Here is a 21,376-nt window from a genome sequence, read left to right as displayed (position 1 = left end):
TATAGGTATGAACCTGATACTAAATCGGTGTTGGACGCAATAAATTGCGCTGCGTAATCTGGTTTCCACGTTGAACGCAGTTCTTCTGATACCTGGAAAACATGATTCGCTCGATCGAGGCCATTCTAGTGGATGTGCCCACCATCCGTCCGCACAAGCTCTCCGTCGCCACCATGCACACCCAGACGCTTGTCCTCGTGCATGTGTGCTGCGAAGACGGCATCGAAGGCTGGGGCGAGGCCACCACCATCGGCGGCCTCAACTACGGCGAAGAGAGCCCCGAGAGCATCAAGGTCAACATCGACACGCACATCGCGCCGCTGCTGATCGGCATGGATGCACGCAACGTGGCGGCTGCCATGGCACGCGTGCGCAAGACCATCCAGGGCAACCGCTTTGCCAAGTGCGCGCTGGAAACGGCGCTGCTCGATGCCCAGGCGCGCCGGTTGAACGTGCCGCTGTCGGAGCTGCTTGGCGGCCGCCTGCGTGAAGCGCTGCCGGTGGCCTGGACGCTCGCCAGCGGCGACACGGCGAAGGACATTGCCGAGGCAGAAACGATGCTGGCCGAGCGCCGCCACCGCATCTTCAAGCTGAAGATCGGCCTGCGCCCGGTGGCAGACGACGTGGCCCACGTGCTGGCCATCAAGCGCGCACTGGGCGACGCCGTGAGCGTGCGCGTAGACGTCAACCAGGCCTGGAGCGAACTCGATGCCGCCAACGGTATCGCCGCACTGCAGGCCGGTGGCATCGACCTGATCGAACAACCGGTGCGCGCCGAAAACCGCGCCGCCCTCGAACGCCTGGCCCGCCAGTTCGCCGTGCCGATGATGGCCGACGAAGCACTGCACGGTCCGCTCGATGCCTTCGAGCTGGCCTGCAGTGCGAGCGCCGATGTGTTCGCCGTGAAGATCGCACAGTCCGGCGGGTTGATCCCGGCCATGCAGGTGGCGGCCATCGCGCAGCTCGCAGGCATCAGCCTGTACGGCGGAACGATGCTCGAAGGCGCGGTGGGCACGGCGGCGTCGGCCCACGTGTTTTCCACCTTCGGCGATCTGCAGTTCGGCACCGAGCTGTTCGGCCCGTTGTTGCTCACGCAAGAACTGCTGACCGAGCCGCTGCAGTACCGCGATTTCATGCTGCAGGTGCCCACCGGCCCCGGCCTCGGCATCCAGATCGACCGCAACAAGCTCGCGCGCTTGCGCCGGCAATAAATCCAGAACGAACGACACCACCAAGGAGACCACGATGCTGTTCCACGTCCGCATGGATGTCTACCTGCCGGCCGACATGCCCGCCGATGTCGCCAACGAGATCAAGGCGCGCGAGAAGGCCTACTCGCAAGACCTGCAGCGCAGCGGCAAGTGGCGCCACATTTGGCGCCTGGTCGGCGAGTACGCGAACGTCAGCGTGTTCGACGTGCAGAGCAACGCCGAACTGCACGACATCCTGACGGCGTTGCCGTTGTTTCCGTACATGCAGATCGCCGTGACGCCGCTGTGCCGTCATCCGTCGTCCGTTCACGGCGACGACGCCTGAGTACCGTAGACATTGCCCCAGAAAACCAAATGGAGACACCCATCATGAGCGTGACCGTATTCCAAACGAAAGAAGTGCAGGACCTGCTGAAGGCCGCCACCAACCTGGATGGCAAGGACGGGAACGCCCGCCTGAAGCAGATCACCCACCGTCTGCTGGCTGACTTGTTCAAGGCCATCGACGATCTCGACATCACGCCGGATGAAGTCTGGGCAGGCATCAACTACCTGAACAAGCTCGGCCAGGACGGCGAGGCGGCACTGCTTGCCGCTGGCGTGGGCCTGGAGAAGTATCTCGACATCCGCATGGACGCCGCCGACGAGGCGCTTGGCCTCAATGGCGGCACGCCACGCACGATCGAAGGCCCGCTGTATGTGGCAGGCGCGACAGTGCGCGATGGCGTGTCCCGCATCGACGTTGATCCGGACCCAGCCGCGGGCCCGCTGATCATTCACGGCACGGTGACTGGCCCCGACGGCAAGCCGGTGGCCGGCGCCCTGGTCGAATGCTGGCATGCGAACTCGAACGGCTTCTACTCGCACTTCGACCCGACCGGCGAGCAGAGCCCGTTCAACCTGCGCGGTGCTGTCCGGACGGGTGCCGACGGCAAGTACGAATTCCGCACGCTCATGCCGGTGGGCTACGGCTGCCCGCCGCAGGGCGCAACCCAGCAACTGCTGAACGGGCTGGCCCGCCACGGCAACCGGCCAGCGCACGTGCACTTCTTCGTGTCGAGCGACGGGCACCGCAAGCTGACGACGCAATTCAACATCGAAGGCGATCCGCTGATCTGGGACGACTTCGCCTATGCCACCCGCGAAGAACTGATTCCGCACGTGGTTGAGAAAACCGGCGGCGCCGCGTTCGACCTGAAGACCGATGCGTACAAGGACATCGAATTCAACGTCGTGCTGACGCCGCTGGTGCAGGGCAAGGACAACCAGCGCGTGAACCGCCTGCGCGCCTCGGCCGAGGTCTGAGACCTTAGAACGCTAAGTGGAGACGACCATGTCCGCCTTGATCGACAAAGCCAACGAACTGGATCACCTGCTCTCAACCGCGGTGGTGGATGACGAAGAGGCGGGCGTTTTCCGCTGCCGCCGAGACATCTTCACCAACCCGGACCTGTTCGAACTGGAGATGAAGCACATCTTCGAGAGCAACTGGGTGTATCTGGCGCACGAAAGCCAGATTCCGAACAACAACGATTACTACACCACGTGGATCGGCCGGCAGCCGATCGTCATCACCCGTGACAAGACCGGGGAGCTGAATGCGGTCATCAACGCCTGCGCACACAAGGGCGCGATGCTGTGCCGTCGCAAGCATGGCAACAAGGGCAGCTTCACGTGTCCGTTCCACGGCTGGACGTTTTCCAACACCGGCAAGCTGCTCAAGGTGAAGGACGAAAAGACCACCGAGTATCCGGTGCAGTTCAACACGCATGGTTCGCATGACTTGAAGAAGGTCGCGCGGTTCGAAAACTACCGTGGCTTTCTGTTCGGCAGCCTCAATGCCGATGTGCAGCCGCTCGAAACGTACCTGGGCGAAGCGCGCGTGATCATCGACCAGATCGTCGACCAGGCGCCCGAAGGCCTGGAAGTACTGCGCGGCAATTCCTCGTACGTCTATGACGGCAACTGGAAGATGCAGATGGAGAACGGCTGCGACGGCTACCACGTGAGCACCGTGCACTGGAACTACGCCGCCACGATGGGCCGGCGCAAGGAAGGCGGCACGCAGGCGGTGGATGCGAACAGCTGGAGCAAGTCGGTGGCGGGCGTGTACGGCTTCGAGCACGGCCATATCCTGCTGTGGACCCAGACGATGAACCCGGAAGTGCGGCCCGTCTATGCCCACCGTGAGGAGATCAAGGCACGCGTGGGCGAGACGCAGACCGACTTCATCGTCAACCAGACCCGCAACCTGTGCGTGTATCCGAACGTGTTCCTGATGGATCAGTTCAGCACGCAGATTCGTGTGGTGCGGCCGATCAGCGTCGACAAGACCGAGGTTTCGATCTTCTGTTTTGCGCCGAAGGGCGAAAGCGCAACCGATCGTGCAACGCGCATCCGCCAGTACGAGGATTTCTTCAATGTCACCGGCATGGGCACCGCCGACGACCTGGAGGAGTTCCGCGCCTGCCAGAACGGCTATGCCGGTACCACGGCCTTGTGGAACGACCTCTCGCGCGGCGCGCCGCTGTGGGTGCACGGCCCCGATGAAAACGCCACCAAGATGGGCTTGAAGCCGCTCATCTCGGGCGAGCGCAGTGAAGACGAAGGCCTGTTCGTCTGCCAGCACGAATATTGGGTGCATGTCATGCGCAACGCTCTGAAGACGGAACGCGAAGGGGTGCCAGCATGAGCGCCGATTACCAGACCATCTGCGCGGCCCTGTACCGCGAAGCGCGGCTGCTCGACGACCGCCAGTGGGATGCCTGGCTCGAGTGCTACGCGGAAGACGTCGCGTACTGGATGCCGGCATGGGATGACGACGACCAGCTGACCGAAGACCCGCAGAGCGAAATTTCGTTGATGTACTACCCCGATCGCTGCGGGCTGGAGGATCGCGTCTTCCGCATCAAGACCGAGCGCAGCGGCGCATCGACGCCGGAGCCGAGAACCAACCACAGCATCACCAACGTGGAAGTCCTGGCCGAGCGCGAGGCTGAAGTCGACGTGCGCTACAACTTCCACACGCTCAGCCACCGGTACAAGACCACCGATCAGTTCTTCGGCACGATGTTCGTCACCCTGCGCCGCACCGGTGACGGCTTCTTGATTTCGTCCAAGAAGATCGTCCTGAAAAACGACTACATCCGGCAGGTGCTCGACGTCTATCACGTCTGAGGTCGCACCCAGGTATAGGACACGCAAAAGAGGCAGCGGAGGTATCCCATGTCCAGTTTCACAGTTGCACTGAATTTCGAGGACGGTGTCACCCGTTTCATCGAATGCAAAGCGGGCGAGAAGGTGCTCGACGCCGCCTTCCGCGCCAAGATCAACCTGCCCATGGATTGCTCCGACGGCGTCTGTGGGACGTGCAAGTGCCGTGCCGAAAGCGGCAGCTACGACCTCGGTGACGACTACATCGAAGACGCCCTGACCGAAGACGAGAAGAACACCGGCCTCGTGCTGACGTGCCAGATGGTGCCGCAGAGCGATTGCGTGATCGCGGTGCCGACCACGTCGACCACCTGCAAGACCGGGCAGAGCAGCTTCGGGGCCACGCTGTCCAAAGTCGAGCAGCACAACGATGCCGCCGTGGTGCTCGAGCTGGACGTGGATGCCACGGCGCCGGTGTTCCTGCCGGGCCAGTACGTCAACATCGGCGTGCCGGGGAGCGGCCAGCATCGTTCGTATTCATTCTCCTCAGCGCCCGGCGAAACGAAGATCAGCTTCCTGATCAAGAAGATTCCCGGCGGCGTGATGAGCACCTGGCTCGAAGCCGCAAAACCGGGCGACAAGCTTGATCTGCAGGGCCCGCTGGGCAGCTTCTATCTGCGTAATGTGCAGCGGCCGCTGCTGTTCCTGGCTGGCGGCACGGGTCTCGCGCCGTTCCTGTCGATGCTCGAAGTGCTGGCACGCGCCAATTCTCAGCAGCAGGTCCACCTGATCTACGGCGTGACGCGTGACCTTGACCTCGTGCAGGTCGAGGCCATCGATGCCTACGTGGCACGGCTGCCGAATTTCAGCTACGCCACCGTCGTCGCCGACGCCGCATCGAGCCATCCACGCAAGGGTTGGGTGACGCAGCACATCCCGGCCGGTGCGCTGAACGATGGCGATGTGGATGTCTACCTGTGCGGGCCGCCGCCGATGGTCGATGCCGTGCGCAAGTACTTTGACGACAAAGGCGTGAAGCCCAACAGCTTCCACTACGAGAAGTTCACGCCCAACGCAACACCCAGCGCGAAGGCAGCATGACCATGCAACGATTCTCAGGCAAAGCCGTCGTCGTGACGGGCGCAGCGCAGGGCATCGGCCGTGGCGTGGCCATGGCTGCGGCAGAAGAGGGGGCGCAGGTGCTGCTGGTGGACCGCGCCGAACTCGTCCACGAAGTGCAGGCCGAGATTGCGGCAGCGGGTGGCCATGCCCACGCCACCACGGCTGATCTGGAAACCTATGCCGGTGCGCAGCACGCCGTGGAGGCTGCGCTTGGCGCGTTCGGCCGCATCGACGTGCTCATCAACAACGTCGGCGGCACGATCTGGGCCAAGCCGTATCAGCACTATGAAGCGGCGCAGATCGAGGCGGAGATCCGCCGATCACTGTTTCCGACGCTGTGGTGCTGCCGCGCCGTGCTGCCGCACATGGTGGAGCGCCAACAGGGCGTGATCGTGAACGTGTCGTCGATTGCCACGCGCGGCATCTACCGGATTCCGTATTCGGCGGCCAAGGGCGGTGTCAATGCGCTCACCGCGAGCCTGGCGTTGGAACATGCGGACGACAACATCCGCGTCAACGCCGTCGCCACAGGTGGTACGGAGGCGCCGCCGCGCAAGATCCCGCGCAACGCGGCGCCCATGTCGGAGCAGGAAACCGTCTGGTACCAGGGCATCGTCGACCAGACCCTCGCCAGCAGCCTGATGCACCGCTACGGCACGATCGACGAGCAGGTGAGGGCGATCCTGTTCCTCGCATCGGACGAGGCTTCGTACATCACCGGGACGGTGCTGCCCGTCGGCGGCGGAGACCTGGGTTGAAGGTTTGAAGCGCGCCCCGCAGAGCGCGCCATCAGTCGAAGACACCACACCCAGCACAAGAAAGGCGACCACGCCTTCAACACCACACCAAAGGAGACCACCCATGCGTCAGATCGACCTGCACGCAGTGGCTGACCACGCCCGGTTCGGCCGCTTCCACGCCATCACGCTGTTCTGGTGCGCGCTCATCATCATCTTTGACGGCTACGACCTGGCCATCGCGGGCATTGCGCTGCCGTCCATCATGAAAGACATGGGCGTCACGCCCACCAGTGCCGGCTTCATGGTCAGCGCGGCGCTGTTCGGCATGATGTTCGGGGCGATCTTTCTCGGCACGATTGCCGATCGCATCGGCCGCCGCTGGGCGATTGCCGTGTGCATCGTGCTGTTCAGCGTGTTTACGACGGCCGCCGGTTTTTCCACGGACCCGGTCACCTTCAGCGTGACGCGCTTCCTGGCGGGCCTCGGTATCGGCGGCGTGATGCCGAACGTGGTGGCGCAGATGACGGAGTACTCACCGCGCCGGGCGCGCAGCACGCTCGTCACGCTGATGTTCAGCGGCTATTCGGTGGGCGGCATGCTGGCCGCGCTGCTCGGCAAGGGGCTGCTGGAACACTACGGGTGGCAATCGGTGTTCATTGCGGCTGGGCTGCCCGTGCTGCTGGTACCGGCGATCCTGCGGTGGCTGCCGGAATCGATGCCGTTCCTGCTGCGTGCCGGCAAGCTCGATGCGGTGGGCGACATCGTGCGCCGGCTCAACCCGAACGATGCGCCTCAGCCCGGCGACACCTTCGTCCTGCCCGAAGCCGATCGCGGCAACGAAGCCCCGCTGGGCAAGCTATTCCAGGATGGGCGCGGTTTCAGCACGGCCATGTTCTGGGTTGCCTTCTTCATGTGCCTGTTCATGGTCTACGCGCTCAGCTCGTGGCTGACCAAGCTGATGGCGTCGGCGGGCTACAGCCTGGGCTCGGCGCTCACCTTTGTGCTGGTGCTGAACTTCGGGGCCATGCTCGGCGCCATCGGCGGCGGCTGGCTGGCAGATCGCTTCAACATCAAGTACGTGCTGATGGCCATGTATGCGCTGGCGGCGGTGTCGATCGCGTTGCTCGGCATCAAGACGTCGACCGAGGCGCTGTACCTGCTGGTGGCCGTGGCCGGCGGCTGCACCATCGGCACGCAGATCGTGACGTATGCCTATGCCGGGCAGTTCTACCCGATGAGCATCCGCTCCACGGGCATCGGCTGGGCTTCGGGCGTCGGGCGCAGCGGCGCGATTCTTGCGCCCATCGTCATCGGCATGCTGGTGGGGATGGCGCTGCCACTGCATCACAACTTCTTCGCCATGGCCGTGCCGGCGGTGATTGCGACGATTGCAGTTGCGCTCATCAACCATAAGCGGTCGGCCTCGGTCATCGCACGCTGATCGGCCACGCGCGATGCATCCATCGAGCACGCAAACGGCCTCGCGCGGGGCGCTTTCCGATGGGTCCCTCTCCGCCGTCGCGGCCGGGTTCCTGGCCGTACTGATTTCGTATGCGGGGCCGCTGGTCATCTTCTTCCAGGCGGCACAGGCCGCGCATGTGCCGGACGCGATGGTGGCGTCGTGGGTCTGGGCGATCTCCATCGGCGCGGGGGTGTCCGGCATTTACGCGAGTTGGCGGTGGAAGGCCCCGGTGGTGACGGCATGGTCGGCGCCGGGAACGGCGTTGCTGGTCTCGCTGTTCCCGGGGCTGTCGCTCAACGAGGCGGTGGGGGCGTACATCACGGCGGCCGTGATCCTCCTGCTGATCGGCGTGTCGGGCGCATTCGACCGGCTCATGCGGCTGATTCCCAAGGGCATTGCCGCGGGCATGATGGCGGGCATCCTGTTCCAGTTCGGTACCCACGCGTTTGCTGCGGCTTCTGCCATGCCGGTGCTGGCGTTTTCCATGATCGCCATCTACGTGGTGGGCCGGCGCTGGTGGCCGCGCTACTGCATCGTCGTGGTGTTGCTGGCCGGGATGGCGCTGGCAATGGCCATGGGCGTGACGCATTTCAACGGTGTCACGCTGGAATTCGCCCATCCAGTCTTCATCGCCCCACACTGGACCTTGAGTTCGACGCTGAGCCTGGCCATCCCGCTCGTCATCGTCAGCCTCACGGGGCAGTTTCTGCCCGGCATGGCGGTGCTGCGCGGCTCCGGGTACGACACCCCGGCCAAGCCGATCATGACGGCCACCAGCGTGGCGTCGATCGGCGTGGCGTTTTTCGGCGGCATCACCATCGTGATTGCCGCGATTACCGCCGCGTTGTGCACCGGCAAGGACGCACATGACGACCCAGCCAGGCGCTACGTGGCCGGCATCGCCAACGGCGTGTTCTACCTGGTCGGCGGGACGTTTGCGGGTGCCATCGTGATGCTATTTGCGGCGCTGCCCAAACCGTTCGTGGCCATCCTGGCCGGGCTGGCGCTGATTGGCGCCATCGCATCGAACGTGATGGGGGCGATCGAAGATGGTGAGCACCGGGAGGCGTCGATCATCACCTTCCTGGCGACGGCGTCGGGGTTGACGCTGTTCGGGTTGGGCTCGGCGTTCTGGGGGATTGTGATCGGCTCGGCGGCGGCGCTTGTCTTGAGGCCGGCGCAGCGATAGCACGCTGCAAAACAAAAACGGCGCCAATGCGCCGTTTTGTCATGTGTGCCGTAATGGCGTGGCTGTCTTAGCCCAAGTACGAACCCGACTTGCCAACCACTTCTGCGTACACCAGGTTGTTATCCCAACCCTTGCGGAAATAGTTGAACACTGCGCGCAGCAGCGACGGGCGACGGGCGGCTTGGACTTGGGCTTGGCCGGCGAACTTCGGGGTGAAATAGGCTTGCTGGATCATGGTGTTTTCTCTCAGTGCGTTATCTAGGGTTTTCCCGAGTATAGGGTTATCCCTAGGGCAGAGCAATGACGCAAGCCTTACTTTCAGTACATTCTGAATATCACAGGCGATTGATATGGCGCCGGCTCGGGGGGCGGGCGAGAAAAGGCGCCTCATGAGCCACAAAAATCGCACCTCGCAAAATTTTTTTCGCCGCGAGATCGAAGCAGGACACGGCATATCTCCGGATAAAGCGCCCATCATCGCGCTTCAACGGTGATCACGCCGACAAAAATCGGTGATCTGTTTGCTTGTCGTTTGATCGGCAAGCCACCTACCATACGCCGCCATGTGCCGGCTCCGCTTTGCAGCATGCTGCGGGCCGGCGGTGTTGACTGGAGGTTCGTATGGCGTATCCCCCCATTCCTGTGCCGGCTGCCGGCGCGCAAGGTGCCCGCTCGGCCAACACGGCCTGGCAGGCGCGCAGCCGCGCGGCCGTCTGGCATCCGTGCACGCAAAACGCACGGCTCGATGCCATGCCGCCGCTGCCGATCGCACGCGGCCAAGGCCCGTGGCTGATCGACTTTGATGGCAAGCGCTACCTGGACGGCACCAGTTCGTGGTGGGTGAACCTGTTCGGCCACGCCAATCCGCATATCAACGCCGCGCTCAAGACGCAGCTCGATTCGCTCGAACATGTGATGCTGGCTGGTGCTACGCATCGCCCGGCGGTGGAGCTGGCCGAACGCTTGATCGACCTGACGGGTGGCGTGCTCGGCCACAGCTTCTTCGGCTCGGATGGCGCCTCGGCCGTGGAAATCGCGCTCAAGATGAGCTTTCACGCGCATCGCAATGCAGGGCAGGGCACACGCAGCCGCTTCGTCTGCCTGGAACACGGCTACCACGGTGAAACGCTCGGTGCGCTGGGCGTGACCGACGTGGCGATCTTCCGCGATGCGTATGACCCGCTGATCCTGCAGTCGCACCGCGTGCCGTCGCCCGATGCGCGCCTGGCCAACCCGGGCGAAACCGCCGCCGATGTGGCCGAACGCGCGTTGGCCGCGCTGCGCGATTGCCTCGCTGCCAACGCGGGCGCCGTCGCCGCGGTCATCATCGAACCGCTGGTGCAATGCGCAGCCGGCATGGCCATGCACGACGTGAGCTACCTGCGCGGCGTACGTGCACTGTGCGATGAATTTGGCGTGCATTGGATTGCGGACGAGATTGCCGTCGGCTGCGGGCGCACGGGCACCTTCTTCGCATGCGAGCAGGCTGGCGTGTGGCCGGATCTGCTGTGCCTGTCCAAGGGCATCAGCGGGGGGTATCTGCCGCTGTCGATCGTGCTGTCGCGCGATGCCATCTACAACGCGTTCAACGACGATGCGCCGGTACGCAGCTTCCTGCATTCGCATTCGTATACCGGCAACCCGCTGGCGTGCCGCGCAGCACTGGCGACGCTGGATCTGTTTGCCGAGGAAGACGTGTTCGCTCGCAACCGCGTGACCGCCGCGCGCATCGCGCAGGGGCTGGCGCTGCTGTCGCACGATGCACGCTTCGCTCACGTCCGGCAGACCGGGATGATCACCGCCTTCGACGTGCACCCCGAAGTGGCCGGCGCACGCTTTGCCGAACGATTTGCGTTGACGGCGCGCACGCACGGGCTGCTGCTGCGCCCGATCGGCAACACCGTCTATCTGCTGCCGCCCTATGTGCTGAGCGATGAGGAGACCGACACCCTGGTCGAACGCACGCTGCAGACGCTGGAAGACACTCTCGCCCAAGCCACTGGCGACACCGAAGGACACACCTATGCAATTGCTTGACGACCTCCAGGCGGGCCTGGACGCCATTGATGCCGCACACCTGCGCCGCGTGCGCCGTACCGCCTACAGCCCCACCGACCGCAGCCAGCGCATCAGCATACAAGGTGGCGAGCCACGCGACATTCTCGGCTTCTGCGGCAACGACTACCTTGGCCTTGCGGCGCATCCCGCGCTGGCCGAAGCCGCAGTGGAGGGCGTACGTCAATACGGTTTCGGCAGCGGCGGTTCGCACTTGGTGAGCGGCCATTCGATTGCGCATGCGCACTTGGAAGCCCGTATGGCGGCCATGCAGGCGGCGCACATTCCCGATGCGGATGCGCTGTTCTTCTGCACCGGCTACATGGCCAACCTGGCCGTGGTGAGCGCCATGGCGCAGGCGGGCGGCATTCGCCCGACGGAGGAATGCACGATCTTTTCGGACGCGCTGAACCACGCCTCGCTCATCGATGGCGCGCGGTTGTCGCGGGCGCCGGTGAAGGTCTATCCGCATGTCGACATGGCTGCGCTGGAGGCGCTCTTGGCCGCCAGCACGAGCCGCAACAAGCTGATCGTCACCGATGGCGTGTTCAGCATGGACGGCGACATTGCACCGCTGCCCAAGCTGCTCGCGCTGGCCGAGCGCTACGACGCCTGGCTGATCGTGGATGACGCGCATGGGCTGGGCGTGCTCGGCGAGAAGGGCGCCGGCGTGCTGTCGCACTTCGGCCTGCAATCGGAACGCATCGTTTACGTCGGCACGTTCGGCAAAGCGGCCGGCGGGTCTGGGGCGGCCATCGTGGCGCATCGCCTGGTGATCGACTGGCTGGTCCAGCGAGCCCGCACGTACATCTTCACGACCGCCACGCCGCCGGGTATCGCCTGCGCGGTGCTGGCCGCCCTGGACCTGATTGCGAGCGAGGAGGGCGCCGAGCGCCGTGCGCGCCTCGACCGCCATATCGCTGTGTGGAGTGCGCACGCGCAGCGCCTGTCGGCGCGCTTTGGCTGGCAGTGGATGCCGTCGCCCACAGCCATCCAGCCGATCGTGATCGGCGAGAACGCACCCGCATTGGCCCTGGCCGCCGCGCTGGAGCGCGAAGGCATCCGCATCGCGGCCATCCGCCCGCCGACGGTACCCGTGGGCACGGCGCGCCTACGCATCACGCTGTCGGCAGCCCATACCGACGACGACATCGAACGCCTGGCCCAGGCGCTGGAAGCGGCCGGACAATCGCTCCAGCCCGCCAAGGCAGCCTGACATGCCGGCGCGTTTCGATTGCTTCGTCACCGGCACCGACACGGAGATCGGCAAGACGCTGGTCAGCGCCACGCTGCTGACCAAGCTCGCGGATGCCGGCTACCGTGCTGCCGGCCTCAAACCGATCGCGGCCGGCACGCTGCCCGGCGCGCCCGAACGTACCAACGAAGACATCGAACAGCTGCGCGCTGCATCCTCGGTCGACCTGCCGCTCGAAACCGTTTGCCCGTGGCTGCTGGATGCACCGATGTCTCCCCATCTCGCCGCCGCAGGCGAGGGCGTGACGATTACGCTGCCGCCCATTCTCGACGCGTTCGCACAAGCGAGATCGTTGGCTGATGCCGTAGTGGTGGAGGGCGTGGGCGGCTTCCGCGTGCCGTTGTCGGACGACTTTGATACGGCGGAGATGACCGTAGCCCTGGGCCTGCCGGTGGTGCTCGTGGTGGGCCTGCGCCTGGGCTGTCTGAACCACGCGGCGCTGACCGCCGAGGCCATCGCCACGCGTGGGCTGCACCTTGCCGGCTGGGTCGGCAATGTGGTCGATGCATCGATGGCCGGGCTGGACGACAACGTTGCCACCCTGCGCCGCTGGATCAATGCGCCGCACTTGGGCACCATCCCGCGATTGCCGCGCGCGGACGCACGCGTTGCCGCAGCACACCTCGACATCGCCCCATTGCTTGCGCGTTGAGCCGCAGCGCAGCGGTAAACTGTCTGTCCTGAATTGGATTGGATGGAGCGGGCTGTCATGCGCATGATGCGTTGGCTGGCAATCGCGGCGGTGGTCGCGGCAATGGCCGGATGTGCGGCGTTGGAATCTCCGGTCACGCGGGGACAGCGGCTGGTGGGCGCAGACGAGCCCGCCGTGCAGGCGCAGTTCGGCCCGCCGCGCGAGTCCTATCCGCTCGACGGTGGCACACGCTGGCTGTATCCGACCAAGCCGTATGGCCAGTTCACCTACGCGGCCGACTTTGATGCCAGCGGCAAGCTCATCGCCTTCAAGCAGGTCTTGAGCAGCCTCGAATTTGCGCAGGCCAAGGTCGGCGTGTGGACCAAGGATGACGTGCTGCGGCATTTCGGCCAACCGGTCGAGACGGCGTATTTCCCACGCATGGACCGGCTGGTGTGGTCTTACCGCTTCAAGGCGGACGATGTCTGGCCGTCGCTGATGCATTTCTACTTCGACCCCGCCGGCGTGCTGCAACTCACGCAGATCACGCCCGACCCGCTCTACGATCCGGACCGCCCGCGACTCTTCCGGCGGTAGTGGATACGGCGCAATTCGCTTGTGCGTTCAGGGTTCCTCCGACATTGCAGGCCTTGCCCCGCGACCTAAGCTAGAGAGCAGGGGAGACAGGCGCCGTGGGTGCCTGCCGGGGCAATCCGTCATCAGAACGGGCGCATTGTTGGGGGTGCATCATGCTGACGCATCACTGGGTCGAGCTCGACCCAACCGCAGCGGAACATCATCCGTTGTACGGCATTGCCGGATGGCTGCCGTGGGTGCTGGCGATGGTCATTGCCGGGCCAACGTGGGTGTTCTGGCAGGGCCTGTCCGTTGATGCGCTGCAGATGGCCGGCGCCGATCTCTTCAACGCCAACACGCCGGGCAGCGGGGCCGTCAACCTGACAACGATGCTGTATCTGATCTCAAGCGTGACGGTGCTGGTGCTGGCCACCACGCACGACAGCGCCTTCCGGCTTGCCACGCTCGCCCACATGACGCTGCTGCCGCCGCTGATCGGGCTCATGCTGATGGCGGGCGGCATGCCCGACGCGCGCGCAACCTTAATCGATGGGGCGGCCGTGGCTGTCTCGCTGTTGCTGACCTGCGGCGTCTATCTGCAGGTCTCACGCCGGGTGCACATCACCTTCGAGCGGCGCGACTGGGCGCCGGGCGAGCATGCCTGGTTCAAGCGCAACCGGTCCGGCCACGCAAGTACGTAAAAACGGGCCCGCAGGCCCGCTTGTACCGAGAGCGCCGTGACCGGCATTCAGTCGATGCGCGCGAAGCGCGGCACCTGCCGGCCGTCGACCTCGACCATCTCATGGAACATGGTCGACGGACGCGTCCAGATCGTGCCGTTGGCTGCGCGGTAGACCGTCATCTTGATGGTGGGATCGGGCTCGTACGTGGCTTCGCACAGCCATTCGTATTCGCCGCCCTTGTAGTGGCGATAGCGGCGCGCCGGGGTGCTCTGCATGGCGGCCTCAGTGTTGCGTGGGCTTGTCTTCTTCGTCGACGTAGGGCACGTGCTTGCCTTCCTGCGTCTGCGCACCGAGCTTGGCGTTTTCCATGGCGTCCTGATAGGCCAGCATGGCAGCGGCCACGGCTTCCGGCTCGCCGTTGAACGAGATCACGCTCTCGCCGCAGTTCGGGCATTCTCCGCCAAAGATGGCGTGGATGCCGGGCATGTCGCGCGGCTCCATCCCTTCAAACTCGGTAAAGGCGGTCTGGCAGGCGCCGCAGACCAGCTTTTCGGGCCGCAGCGCGTCCAGCCGGGCGTGCGCCTGAGAAATGCGGTCGGCCTGTGAGCCGCGTCGTTTGGCTTCGCCCATGGTGCTTCTCCTGTTCATCAACAATGGTCATCGAAGTCTCGATCATACCGAACGGCGGTGAATCCCTTTTCGGCCCCTGTGCGAGACAGCGTATGGGTCTGGTTCCTATCTTTTTGCCTGATGGATTGATTTTGCTCAATCCTTGGACGGTCGTGCGCGGAATTGTTAAACATGGAATGAATGCCAGATTTGAATAATAGGCAGTTTCTGCTGCAGCAAGATATACCACCTGCTATTAAAAATTGCGATGGATCATGGAATTTTGAATATCAAAGATTGACCAGTTTCACTTCGCGTAATCTGATACCTGGGGTTAATTATTTTTACCCGCGTTGGACAAAGAATAAGGAGCGCGCTGTGAAGACACTGCTACAAACAACTCTGGTAGCGGCGATGGCCGCCGTATTGGCGGCTTGCGGTGGTGGCGATGACGGAGGCCCCGCCACGATGCCAGCACCGCTGCAACCTTCTTCCATCAAACTATCGGACCCAGCCAATGGTTACTTGAATGCGCGAACCGCCGCTGCCTATACATACTTCGGCTCACGCGACACCTACAGCTTTTACGCGATTACCTTGTTCTCGGTCATCACTGCCGCCAGTCAAAGCGGCCCCGGAACGGTTGGCGGCGCTTGCACGGGCGGCGGAACAGCATCGATCACGTTCAACGATAACGATCACTCCAACAGCATCACAGCGGGTGACACGGCGAGCATAGCGTTCTCGAATTGTCAGGAGAGCATGACCTTGGCGGGCACAACGGTGGCGACAACACTCAATGGTGGAATGACGTTTTCAATCAAGGCCGCCTCGCAACCTACAGCCAATCTGCAGAATTTCTCATTTGTTGCCGACGCGACCGCAAATAACCTGTACGCCCAAGCTGGCACCACTTCAATGACGTTCAATGGAACCATGACGATTTCGAAATCGGTTCCACAACCCGACAACACGCTGAAATACGTCGCGACATCCAACAATGCAACGGTGAACCGCAATGTCAACGGTGTCCAAGACTCTATTGCATTGGCTGGCTGGCGGCTGGATGACAGTCTTTCGCTACTCACATTCACAGACGAGGTCAGTCTTTCCGGAAACCTCGGTTTCATGACGCCCTCGGGCAGCGCCAACCTCCTATTGAGTACAAGTTCGCCATTGGCCGTGGGCGCCACAGGTGTACCAAGCGCAGGCTCCATCGCACTTGCCACGACAGAAGATCAGGTGAAGGCATCTTTTGCCGCCACGGGTGATGTCGTACTTGCCATCGACGCAGGAAAGACGGGCACCGTCACAGCGACTGTACCGACAACAACCAGCGCACTGGAGAGTCTGTTCGCGAACTAGGCCTGTTCTTTTCGTTTGCTCACCGCATTCCGCGGTTGAAGACCGGGAGCTCAATCCGAGGAAGGGGGCTGGCTGGTATAGTGCGGCCCCTTCGAACACTTTCGCCATCTGCCATGTCCACGATTCCCGCCTGCCCGCACTGCGCCTCCGAGAACACTTACCAGGACGGCGATCTCTACATCTGCCCGGACTGCGCGCACGAATGGAATCCGTCGGCGCCAATGGACGAGGAGGAGGCCGCGCCAGTCATCAAGGACGCCAACGGCAATCCGCTGAACGCCGGCGATTCTGCAACCCTAGTCAAAGACCTGAAGCTCAAAGGCGGGTCGGGCACGCTCAAAGCTGGCACGAAGGTGAAAAACATCCGGCTGGTGTCGGGCGACCATCCGATTGATTGCAAGATCGACGGGGTGAGCTATCTGCTCAAGCCGGAGTTCTTGAAGAAGGCGTAGAGCGGTATTGGCTCGAGACCGGGATGCCGGTCGATCCAATATTTAACATAATGCAAATTATGCGTCATTCATGTGTCACAGCCAATTAGTAATGTCGCATTTGAGCCAAATAGAAATGTCGTACCCCTAGGCCAACGCAGGCATGCTGGCGGCTTCCCGTCTGTCCGAGACCGGAGGCTGCCATGCCGAAGCCCGAGACCATCACCATGACGATGCGTGAACTGAACCGGTTCAAGGTGATTCAAGCGATTGCTGACCAAGGCTTGGCGATTTGGCGCGCGGCTGAGCGGCTGGGCTTGTCACGACGGCAAGTGGAACGTCTGGTGCTGCGCTATCGAGCTGAACATCGATAGCTTGTGTGCCAACACGAGCCAGGCCAAGGGCCGCGTGGAGCGCATGAACGGGGTGTTGCAGGACCGCCTGGTCAAGGAGTTGCGCCTGCGCGGCATCAGCAGCATGGCGGCGGCCAACGCGTTTGTGCCGGCGTTCATGGCGGACTTCAATGCGCGCTTTGCCAAGGAACCGAGGAGCGACTTCGATGCGCACCGGCCGCTGCGTGGCGATGAGGACCTGGAACGGGTCTTCTGCTGGCGCGAGTGGCGCAAGGTATCGGCCAGCCTGACCGTGCAGTACGCCAAGGTGATGTACTTGCTGGAGGACCGGCCGGAGCACCGCGGCTTGATTCACCGCTACATCGAGGTGGCGGAGTCTCCCGATGGGCGGATCGAGTTGTGGGCCGAGGGTGCCTCCCTGCCCTACACCACCTATGACCGGCTGGCGCAGATCGACCAGGGCGCGATCGTGGAGCACAAACGGTTGGGGCACGTGCTGGCGGTGGCGGCCGAACTGCAGGCGCAGCGCGACGATCGTCGGCAGGTCGGGCCCTCGCGCACCTTGGCGGGCGAGCCACCGCGGCCGCACCGACCGGCGCCGGCCACCAAGCGGCAGCGCTTGATCAACCGGCTGGACCTGGAGCGGGCCCTCCAACAAGTCGCTCCATGCCAGCCCAGCAACATGCCGGTCACCCGGACCACTGCCCTGCCGATCACTGCAAAGAAGAATCGAACTGGCCACAAAACGCACGCCCGTGCCGACATTTGAATTTGGCTGGCCCTATGTCAACTAAAAGTGGGCTGGACAATAGGCGCCCACCAGTCGTTCAAAAGCACGATGCTCAGCGAAGCCGATACCGCTGCGCCAAATGCCGAACCTCCTTGCTGAATTCCGTGCAGGCGTGCGTCATCAGATCGGCTGACCGGTAGACCATGTAGACGCTGAATGCGGGCAGCTCGTCTTCCATCGGCAACACTTCCAGCGCGCCCGGGATCGTGCGCAGCGGCCCCAGGTTATCGGCAAAGACGAACCCCGACCACATGCTGACCAGGTCTGTCTTGGTCGCCAGCTGCAGCCCGAGCAGATTGGACCCGCTCTGCACGATGCGGCGCGGCATCTCCAGCCGGTGCAGCCGCATCAGGCTCGCAAGCGGGCTGCCGGGGTCGTCCAGCGGGTCCAGCACCAGCCAGTCGGCATCCACCAGCGAACGCAGCCGGCGCGTGCGTCGCAGCGGATGGCCGGGCCGCACAGCCAGGCGCATCGGCACGGAGAACAACGGCTCCCACTGGAAGCTGCCCGTGCCGGGCCCGCTGTTGGTGGAGATCAGTCCAAGATCGAGCCGGCCTTCGCGCAGCCCTTCCAGAATCTGCTGCGATCGCTGCTCGAAACCGCGCAGCGCCACACTGGGAAAACGCGTGCGGAATGCCGCCATGGCGTCCGGCAACGGCCCGCTGGAGGCCACGGCGGTAAACCCGATATTGAGTTCCGCGTCGGCGTGTCCGCGAATGGATTCGATGTCTTCCAGGGCGTGACGCAGCTCCTGCTCGACCACGCTGGCCCGTTTGACGAGCGCCACCCCATACGCTGTGAGGCTCACGCCGCGCACCGAACGGGACAGCAGCGTGACGCCCAACTCCCGCTCCAGCTCGGCAATCGCCTTGGATAACGCCGGCTGCGAGATATGCAACCCGCGCGAAGCCTCGTGGATGCTGCCGTGCTGTGCCACCGCCAGCAGGATGCGCAACTGGTGCAGTTTCACAGGCTTCTCCTTCCTGTTTGCGCACGATCGTGCATGTGGTTGCCGGGTCACCCGCAGCGGCAAAGCCTCGCGGGCTTTCCCTGATAGCGGATACACGCCGGTTATGACGGTGATTCTATTTGGTTATCGGGATGAAAATTTGCGATTTTTTCCGCGCGGCCATTCCCGGAATACTTCATCGCCAAGGACTCGCAGAAGCCCTTCCCCAACATCTTGGACGGAGCCCCCCCCCATGAACGACGCCACCCTGCAGCCGGCCCTGCCCGCCGCGGCCGTAGCCGCGCCCAAGCCCACCAGCCAGGCACGGTTGATTGCCGCGTGCTCGATCGGCAATGCGCTGGAGATGTACGACTTCACGGTCTACAGCTTCTTTGCGCTGATGATCGGCAAGCTGTTCTTCCCGTCCGACAGCGCGTACGGCTCGCTGCTGCTGGCGGTGGCCACGTTCGGCATCGGCTTTGTGATGCGGCCGCTGGGCGGCTTCGTCATCGGCAACTACGCGGATCGCCACGGCCGTAAGGCGGCCATGACGCTGACGATCGGCCTGATGGTGGTCGGCACGCTCTGCCTGGCGGTTGCGCCCACGTACGCGACGGCCGGCCTGTTCGGCCCGCTGGTGATTCTGGCGGGACGCTTGTTGCAGGGCTTTTCGCTGGGCGGCGAGATCGGTGCGTCCACCGCCATGCTGATGGAGTCGGGCGGCATCAAGGGCCGCGGTTTTCGCGTGAGCTGGCAGCTAGGCAGCCAGGGCATTGCCGCCCTGTGCGGCGCGCTGACAGCCGCGGTGCTGTACGGCAACCTGTCGCCGGAAGCGCTGCAGAGCTGGGGCTGGCGCGTGCCGTTCTTCCTGGGCCTGCTGATCGCACCCGTGGGCTTCTACATCCGTGCGCACCTGGATGAAACGCACACTGCGGAGGCCCACGAATCGAGCCCGCTGGGCTTGCTGTTCCGCGAGCACGGTGGCCTGGTGGTCAAGGGCGTTCTCACCATCATCGGCGGTACGGTGGGCACGTATCTGGTGATCTATTTCATGCCGACCTACATGATCCGCGAGTTGCATCTGCCGGCGTCGTTGTCGCTGCTGGCGGGCTGCGTGACGGGCCTGACCAGCTTTGCCGCATCGCTGCTCTCGGGTTGGCTGGCCGATCGCCTACCGCGCCGCAAGCCGCTGGTGGTCGGGGCAACGCTGGTGACGGTGGTGCTGCTCTATCCGGCTTTCTGGCTGATGACGCACTACCCGAGCGTACCGCTGGTGCTGGCGCTGTCGGCGCTGCTGACCGGCACGCTGTACCTGGGCACTACACCCATGCTGCTCATGATGATGGAGTTGCTGCCCATCAAGGTGCGCGCCAGCGGCCTGTCAGTGATCTACGCGATCGGCGTGACGGTGTTTGGCGGCTCGTGCCAGTTTGTCGTGACGTGGCTGCTGGCCCGCACCGGCAATCCGCTCTCCCCGGCCTTCTACATGATGGCGTGCGCCGCCGTCACCCTGCTGACGGTGATGACCCTGCGCGAAGTGCCCGAGTCCCGTTAATCCCCCCAATTCCAGCCAGGAGCCCCTCGACATGACCAAAGCCCCGACGCTCACGCCCTTCCAGCTGTTGCCGCACCTGCTTCCGCCGGTGCACATCGATGCAGAAACGTTCGTCAACATCCGCCGCCAGATCCACGCGCAGCCCGAGCTGGGGTTCGAGGTGGGTGCCACCAGCACGCTGGTCGCCGATCTGCTCAAGAGCTGGGGCTACGAAGTGCACACCGGCATTGGCAAGAGCGGTGTGGTGGGCCAGTTGAAGCTGGGCAACGGCACACGGCGCCTCGGCATCCGTGCCGACATGGATGCCCTGCCCGTGGTTGAAGCCACCGGGCTGCCGTATGCGAGCCGCGTCCACGGCAAGATGCACGCCTGCGGCCACGACGGGCACACCGCCATCCTGCTGGCTGCGGCCAAGGCGCTGGCCGATAGCCGCGACTTTGACGGCACCCTCAACCTCATCTTCCAGCCCGACGAAGAAAACCTCTGCGGCGCGCGCGCGATGATCGAAGACGGGCTCTTCGAGCGCTTCCCATGCGATGCCGTCTTTGCCCTGCACAACATGCCGGGTGTGCCGGCCGGCAGCTTCCGCGTACTGCCGGGGCCGGTCAGCCTGTCTTCGGACGTGGCCGACGTCACCATCAAGGGCATGGGCGGGCACGGCGCGATGCCGCACCGCGCGCGCGATCCGATTGCTGCGTCTGCCGCCATCATCACGGCGCTACAGACCGTGGTGGCACGCAATGTCGCGCCTGACGATACGGCCGTGGTGTCGGTCGGCTTCATTCGCGGCGGTGCCACGCACAACGTGATTCCCGAGTCGGTGACGATCGGCCTGAATGTGCGCGCAGCCCGGCCGGAAACGCGTGCGCTGGTGGAGCAGCGCATCCGCGAGATCGTCAGCCTCACCGCGCAGGCCCATGGCGTTGAAGCAGAGATCGACTATCGTCAACTGACGCCGCCCATGGTCAATACCGAGGCCGAGACCCAGTTGGCCCAGCGGGTCTGCACCGAGTTGGTGGGTGCGGACAACGTCGTCACGCAGGCGCCCAAGGGGCTCAACGGCAGCGAAGACTTCGCCTGGATGCTCAACGAAGTACCGGGCTGCTACCTGATTCTCGGCAACGGCGAAGGCGAGTTCGGCGGCTGCATGGTGCACAACCCAGGCTACGACTTCAACGACCAGGTGTTGCCGCTGGGTGCGGCTGCCTGGGTGCGCCTCGCACAGACCTACCTGCGCGCGTAAAGAA

At 63.9% G+C, this 21,376-nt stretch carries 23 protein-coding genes and 1 pseudogene; 20 read left to right on the top strand and 4 right to left on the bottom strand.

The window, feature by feature from the left end:
- Positions 1-101: 101 nt before the first annotated feature.
- The 9 genes from NG900_RS11415 to NG900_RS11375 all read left to right on the top strand — a co-directional run bounded on the left by NG900_RS11415 (position 102) and on the right by NG900_RS11375 (position 8,877).
- Positions 102-1,211 (top strand): muconate/chloromuconate family cycloisomerase, encoded by a 1,110-nt coding sequence (locus NG900_RS11415; RefSeq protein ID WP_252680233.1) that lies wholly within the window; start codon positions 102-104, stop codon positions 1,209-1,211.
- 34 nt (positions 1,212-1,245) lie between these two features.
- Positions 1,246-1,536, top strand: a complete 291-nt coding sequence (gene catC, locus NG900_RS11410) for a muconolactone Delta-isomerase (protein ID WP_252680231.1) — start codon at positions 1,246-1,248, stop codon at positions 1,534-1,536.
- 44 nt (positions 1,537-1,580) lie between these two features.
- The gene (gene catA / locus NG900_RS11405) at positions 1,581-2,516 is read left to right on the top strand and encodes a catechol 1,2-dioxygenase (protein WP_252680229.1); all 936 of its coding nucleotides are present in this window, start codon (positions 1,581-1,583) and stop codon (positions 2,514-2,516) included.
- A gap of 28 nt (positions 2,517-2,544) precedes the next feature.
- Entirely contained in the window at positions 2,545-3,903 is a 1,359-nt protein-coding gene (locus tag NG900_RS11400; RefSeq protein ID WP_252680227.1) for an SRPBCC family protein, read from the top strand.
- Positions 3,900-4,388: a benzoate 1,2-dioxygenase small subunit gene (gene benB / locus NG900_RS11395; RefSeq protein WP_252680225.1), complete on the top strand. Its 489-nt coding sequence runs from the start codon at positions 3,900-3,902 to the stop codon at positions 4,386-4,388. Before NG900_RS11400 ends, benB begins: the two co-directional genes overlap by 4 nt.
- 48 nt (positions 4,389-4,436) lie before the next feature.
- Positions 4,437-5,465, top strand: a complete 1,029-nt coding sequence (gene benC / locus NG900_RS11390; RefSeq protein WP_252680223.1) for a benzoate 1,2-dioxygenase electron transfer component BenC — start codon at positions 4,437-4,439, stop codon at positions 5,463-5,465.
- On the top strand, positions 5,462-6,244 hold the full coding sequence (locus tag NG900_RS11385) for a 1,6-dihydroxycyclohexa-2,4-diene-1-carboxylate dehydrogenase (RefSeq protein ID WP_252680221.1): 783 nt from the start codon (positions 5,462-5,464) through the stop codon (positions 6,242-6,244). Before benC ends, NG900_RS11385 begins: the two co-directional genes overlap by 4 nt.
- Before the next feature lie 103 nt (positions 6,245-6,347).
- Entirely contained in the window at positions 6,348-7,667 is a 1,320-nt protein-coding gene (locus NG900_RS11380) for an MFS transporter (RefSeq protein ID WP_252680218.1), read from the top strand.
- Positions 7,668-7,680: 13 nt separating this feature from the next.
- Positions 7,681-8,877, top strand: coding sequence for a benzoate/H(+) symporter BenE family transporter (locus NG900_RS11375; protein WP_252680216.1), 1,197 nt, complete (start codon positions 7,681-7,683; stop codon positions 8,875-8,877).
- 67 nt (positions 8,878-8,944) lie between these two features.
- On the opposite strand, the gene NG900_RS11370 is transcribed toward NG900_RS11375, so the two are convergent.
- Positions 8,945-9,112, bottom strand: coding sequence for a hypothetical protein (locus tag NG900_RS11370; protein WP_252680214.1), 168 nt, complete (start codon positions 9,110-9,112; stop codon positions 8,945-8,947).
- A 386-nt stretch (positions 9,113-9,498) separates the two neighbouring features.
- On the opposite strand from NG900_RS11370, the gene bioA reads away from it, so the two are divergent.
- From bioA to NG900_RS11345, 5 genes are all read left to right on the top strand, one after another.
- Positions 9,499-10,914: an adenosylmethionine--8-amino-7-oxononanoate transaminase gene (gene bioA, locus NG900_RS11365; RefSeq protein WP_252680212.1), complete on the top strand. Its 1,416-nt coding sequence runs from the start codon at positions 9,499-9,501 to the stop codon at positions 10,912-10,914.
- The gene (bioF, locus tag NG900_RS11360; protein WP_252680210.1) at positions 10,901-12,148 is read left to right on the top strand and encodes an 8-amino-7-oxononanoate synthase; all 1,248 of its coding nucleotides are present in this window, start codon (positions 10,901-10,903) and stop codon (positions 12,146-12,148) included. The genes bioA and bioF overlap by 14 nt, the downstream gene beginning before the upstream one ends.
- Before the next feature lies 1 nt (position 12,149).
- Entirely contained in the window at positions 12,150-12,839 is a 690-nt protein-coding gene (bioD, locus tag NG900_RS11355) for a dethiobiotin synthase (RefSeq protein WP_252680208.1), read from the top strand.
- A 57-nt stretch (positions 12,840-12,896) separates the two neighbouring features.
- On the top strand, positions 12,897-13,415 hold the full coding sequence (locus tag NG900_RS11350; protein ID WP_252680206.1) for a hypothetical protein: 519 nt from the start codon (positions 12,897-12,899) through the stop codon (positions 13,413-13,415).
- Positions 13,416-13,567: 152 nt separating this feature from the next.
- Positions 13,568-14,095, top strand: coding sequence for a hypothetical protein (locus NG900_RS11345; protein WP_252680204.1), 528 nt, complete (start codon positions 13,568-13,570; stop codon positions 14,093-14,095).
- A gap of 47 nt (positions 14,096-14,142) precedes the next feature.
- On the opposite strand, the gene NG900_RS11340 is transcribed toward NG900_RS11345, so the two are convergent.
- Positions 14,143-14,352, bottom strand: coding sequence for a DUF1653 domain-containing protein (locus NG900_RS11340; RefSeq protein ID WP_252680202.1), 210 nt, complete (start codon positions 14,350-14,352; stop codon positions 14,143-14,145).
- Positions 14,353-14,359: 7 nt separating this feature from the next.
- A complete protein-coding gene (locus NG900_RS11335) occupies positions 14,360-14,707 on the bottom strand; it encodes a hypothetical protein (protein WP_252680200.1) in 348 nt (115 codons plus the stop codon).
- Positions 14,708-15,064: 357 nt separating this feature from the next.
- Between NG900_RS11335 and NG900_RS11330 the strand changes: the two genes are divergently transcribed.
- The 4 genes and pseudogenes from NG900_RS11330 to NG900_RS11315 all read left to right on the top strand — a co-directional run.
- The gene (locus tag NG900_RS11330) at positions 15,065-16,051 is read left to right on the top strand and encodes a hypothetical protein (protein ID WP_252680198.1); all 987 of its coding nucleotides are present in this window, start codon (positions 15,065-15,067) and stop codon (positions 16,049-16,051) included.
- Between the two features lie 113 nt (positions 16,052-16,164).
- On the top strand, positions 16,165-16,503 hold the full coding sequence (locus tag NG900_RS11325) for a zinc ribbon domain-containing protein YjdM (protein WP_252680196.1): 339 nt from the start codon (positions 16,165-16,167) through the stop codon (positions 16,501-16,503).
- A 182-nt stretch (positions 16,504-16,685) separates the two neighbouring features.
- Positions 16,686-16,856, top strand: a complete 171-nt coding sequence (locus NG900_RS11320; RefSeq protein ID WP_315862369.1) for a helix-turn-helix domain-containing protein — start codon at positions 16,686-16,688, stop codon at positions 16,854-16,856.
- Positions 16,840-17,604: pseudogene (locus tag NG900_RS11315) on the top strand (transposase family protein); the annotation flags it as partial. The gene NG900_RS11320 and the pseudogene NG900_RS11315, both read left to right, overlap by 17 nt.
- A 73-nt stretch (positions 17,605-17,677) precedes the next feature.
- Here NG900_RS11315 and NG900_RS11310 read toward each other — a convergent pair.
- Positions 17,678-18,595 (bottom strand): LysR family transcriptional regulator, encoded by a 918-nt coding sequence (locus tag NG900_RS11310; protein WP_252680194.1) that lies wholly within the window; start codon positions 18,593-18,595, stop codon positions 17,678-17,680.
- A gap of 232 nt (positions 18,596-18,827) precedes the next feature.
- On the opposite strand from NG900_RS11310, the gene NG900_RS11305 reads away from it, so the two are divergent.
- Positions 18,828-20,129 carry an MFS transporter gene (locus tag NG900_RS11305; RefSeq protein ID WP_252680192.1) on the top strand — a complete coding sequence of 434 codons (1,302 nt, stop codon included), beginning with the start codon at positions 18,828-18,830 and terminating at the stop codon, positions 20,127-20,129.
- Between the two features lie 31 nt (positions 20,130-20,160).
- Positions 20,161-21,372: a M20 aminoacylase family protein gene (locus NG900_RS11300; RefSeq protein ID WP_252680190.1), complete on the top strand. Its 1,212-nt coding sequence runs from the start codon at positions 20,161-20,163 to the stop codon at positions 21,370-21,372.
- The last annotated feature ends 4 nt before the right edge of the window (positions 21,373-21,376 follow it).

The sequence above is a fragment of the Ralstonia soli genome (assembly GCF_023955655.1).
GTDB classification, from domain to species: Bacteria; Pseudomonadota; Gammaproteobacteria; order Burkholderiales; family Burkholderiaceae; genus Ralstonia; species Ralstonia soli.
Note: the sequence above shows the minus strand (reverse complement) of the source record. Positions and strands in the feature narration are given on the sequence as shown.

Coding starts and splice junctions, on each gene's coding strand:
- NG900_RS11415 (WP_252680233.1), top strand. CDS start 102: ATGATTCGCTCGATCGAGGCCATTCTAGTGGATGTGCCCACCATCCGT.
- catC (WP_252680231.1), top strand. CDS start 1,246: ATGCTGTTCCACGTCCGCATGGATGTCTACCTGCCGGCCGACATGCCC.
- catA (WP_252680229.1), top strand. CDS start 1,581: ATGAGCGTGACCGTATTCCAAACGAAAGAAGTGCAGGACCTGCTGAAG.
- NG900_RS11400 (WP_252680227.1), top strand. CDS start 2,545: ATGTCCGCCTTGATCGACAAAGCCAACGAACTGGATCACCTGCTCTCA.
- benB (WP_252680225.1), top strand. CDS start 3,900: ATGAGCGCCGATTACCAGACCATCTGCGCGGCCCTGTACCGCGAAGCG.
- benC (WP_252680223.1), top strand. CDS start 4,437: ATGTCCAGTTTCACAGTTGCACTGAATTTCGAGGACGGTGTCACCCGT.
- NG900_RS11385 (WP_252680221.1), top strand. CDS start 5,462: ATGACCATGCAACGATTCTCAGGCAAAGCCGTCGTCGTGACGGGCGCA.
- NG900_RS11380 (WP_252680218.1), top strand. CDS start 6,348: ATGCGTCAGATCGACCTGCACGCAGTGGCTGACCACGCCCGGTTCGGC.
- NG900_RS11375 (WP_252680216.1), top strand. CDS start 7,681: ATGCATCCATCGAGCACGCAAACGGCCTCGCGCGGGGCGCTTTCCGAT.
- NG900_RS11370 (WP_252680214.1), bottom strand. CDS start 9,112: ATGATCCAGCAAGCCTATTTCACCCCGAAGTTCGCCGGCCAAGCCCAA.
- bioA (WP_252680212.1), top strand. CDS start 9,499: ATGGCGTATCCCCCCATTCCTGTGCCGGCTGCCGGCGCGCAAGGTGCC.
- bioF (WP_252680210.1), top strand. CDS start 10,901: ATGCAATTGCTTGACGACCTCCAGGCGGGCCTGGACGCCATTGATGCC.
- bioD (WP_252680208.1), top strand. CDS start 12,150: ATGCCGGCGCGTTTCGATTGCTTCGTCACCGGCACCGACACGGAGATC.
- NG900_RS11350 (WP_252680206.1), top strand. CDS start 12,897: ATGCGCATGATGCGTTGGCTGGCAATCGCGGCGGTGGTCGCGGCAATG.
- NG900_RS11345 (WP_252680204.1), top strand. CDS start 13,568: ATGCTGACGCATCACTGGGTCGAGCTCGACCCAACCGCAGCGGAACAT.
- NG900_RS11340 (WP_252680202.1), bottom strand. CDS start 14,352: ATGCAGAGCACCCCGGCGCGCCGCTATCGCCACTACAAGGGCGGCGAA.
- NG900_RS11335 (WP_252680200.1), bottom strand. CDS start 14,707: ATGGGCGAAGCCAAACGACGCGGCTCACAGGCCGACCGCATTTCTCAG.
- NG900_RS11325 (WP_252680196.1), top strand. CDS start 16,165: ATGTCCACGATTCCCGCCTGCCCGCACTGCGCCTCCGAGAACACTTAC.
- NG900_RS11320 (WP_315862369.1), top strand. CDS start 16,686: ATGCCGAAGCCCGAGACCATCACCATGACGATGCGTGAACTGAACCGG.
- NG900_RS11305 (WP_252680192.1), top strand. CDS start 18,828: ATGAACGACGCCACCCTGCAGCCGGCCCTGCCCGCCGCGGCCGTAGCC.
- NG900_RS11300 (WP_252680190.1), top strand. CDS start 20,161: ATGACCAAAGCCCCGACGCTCACGCCCTTCCAGCTGTTGCCGCACCTG.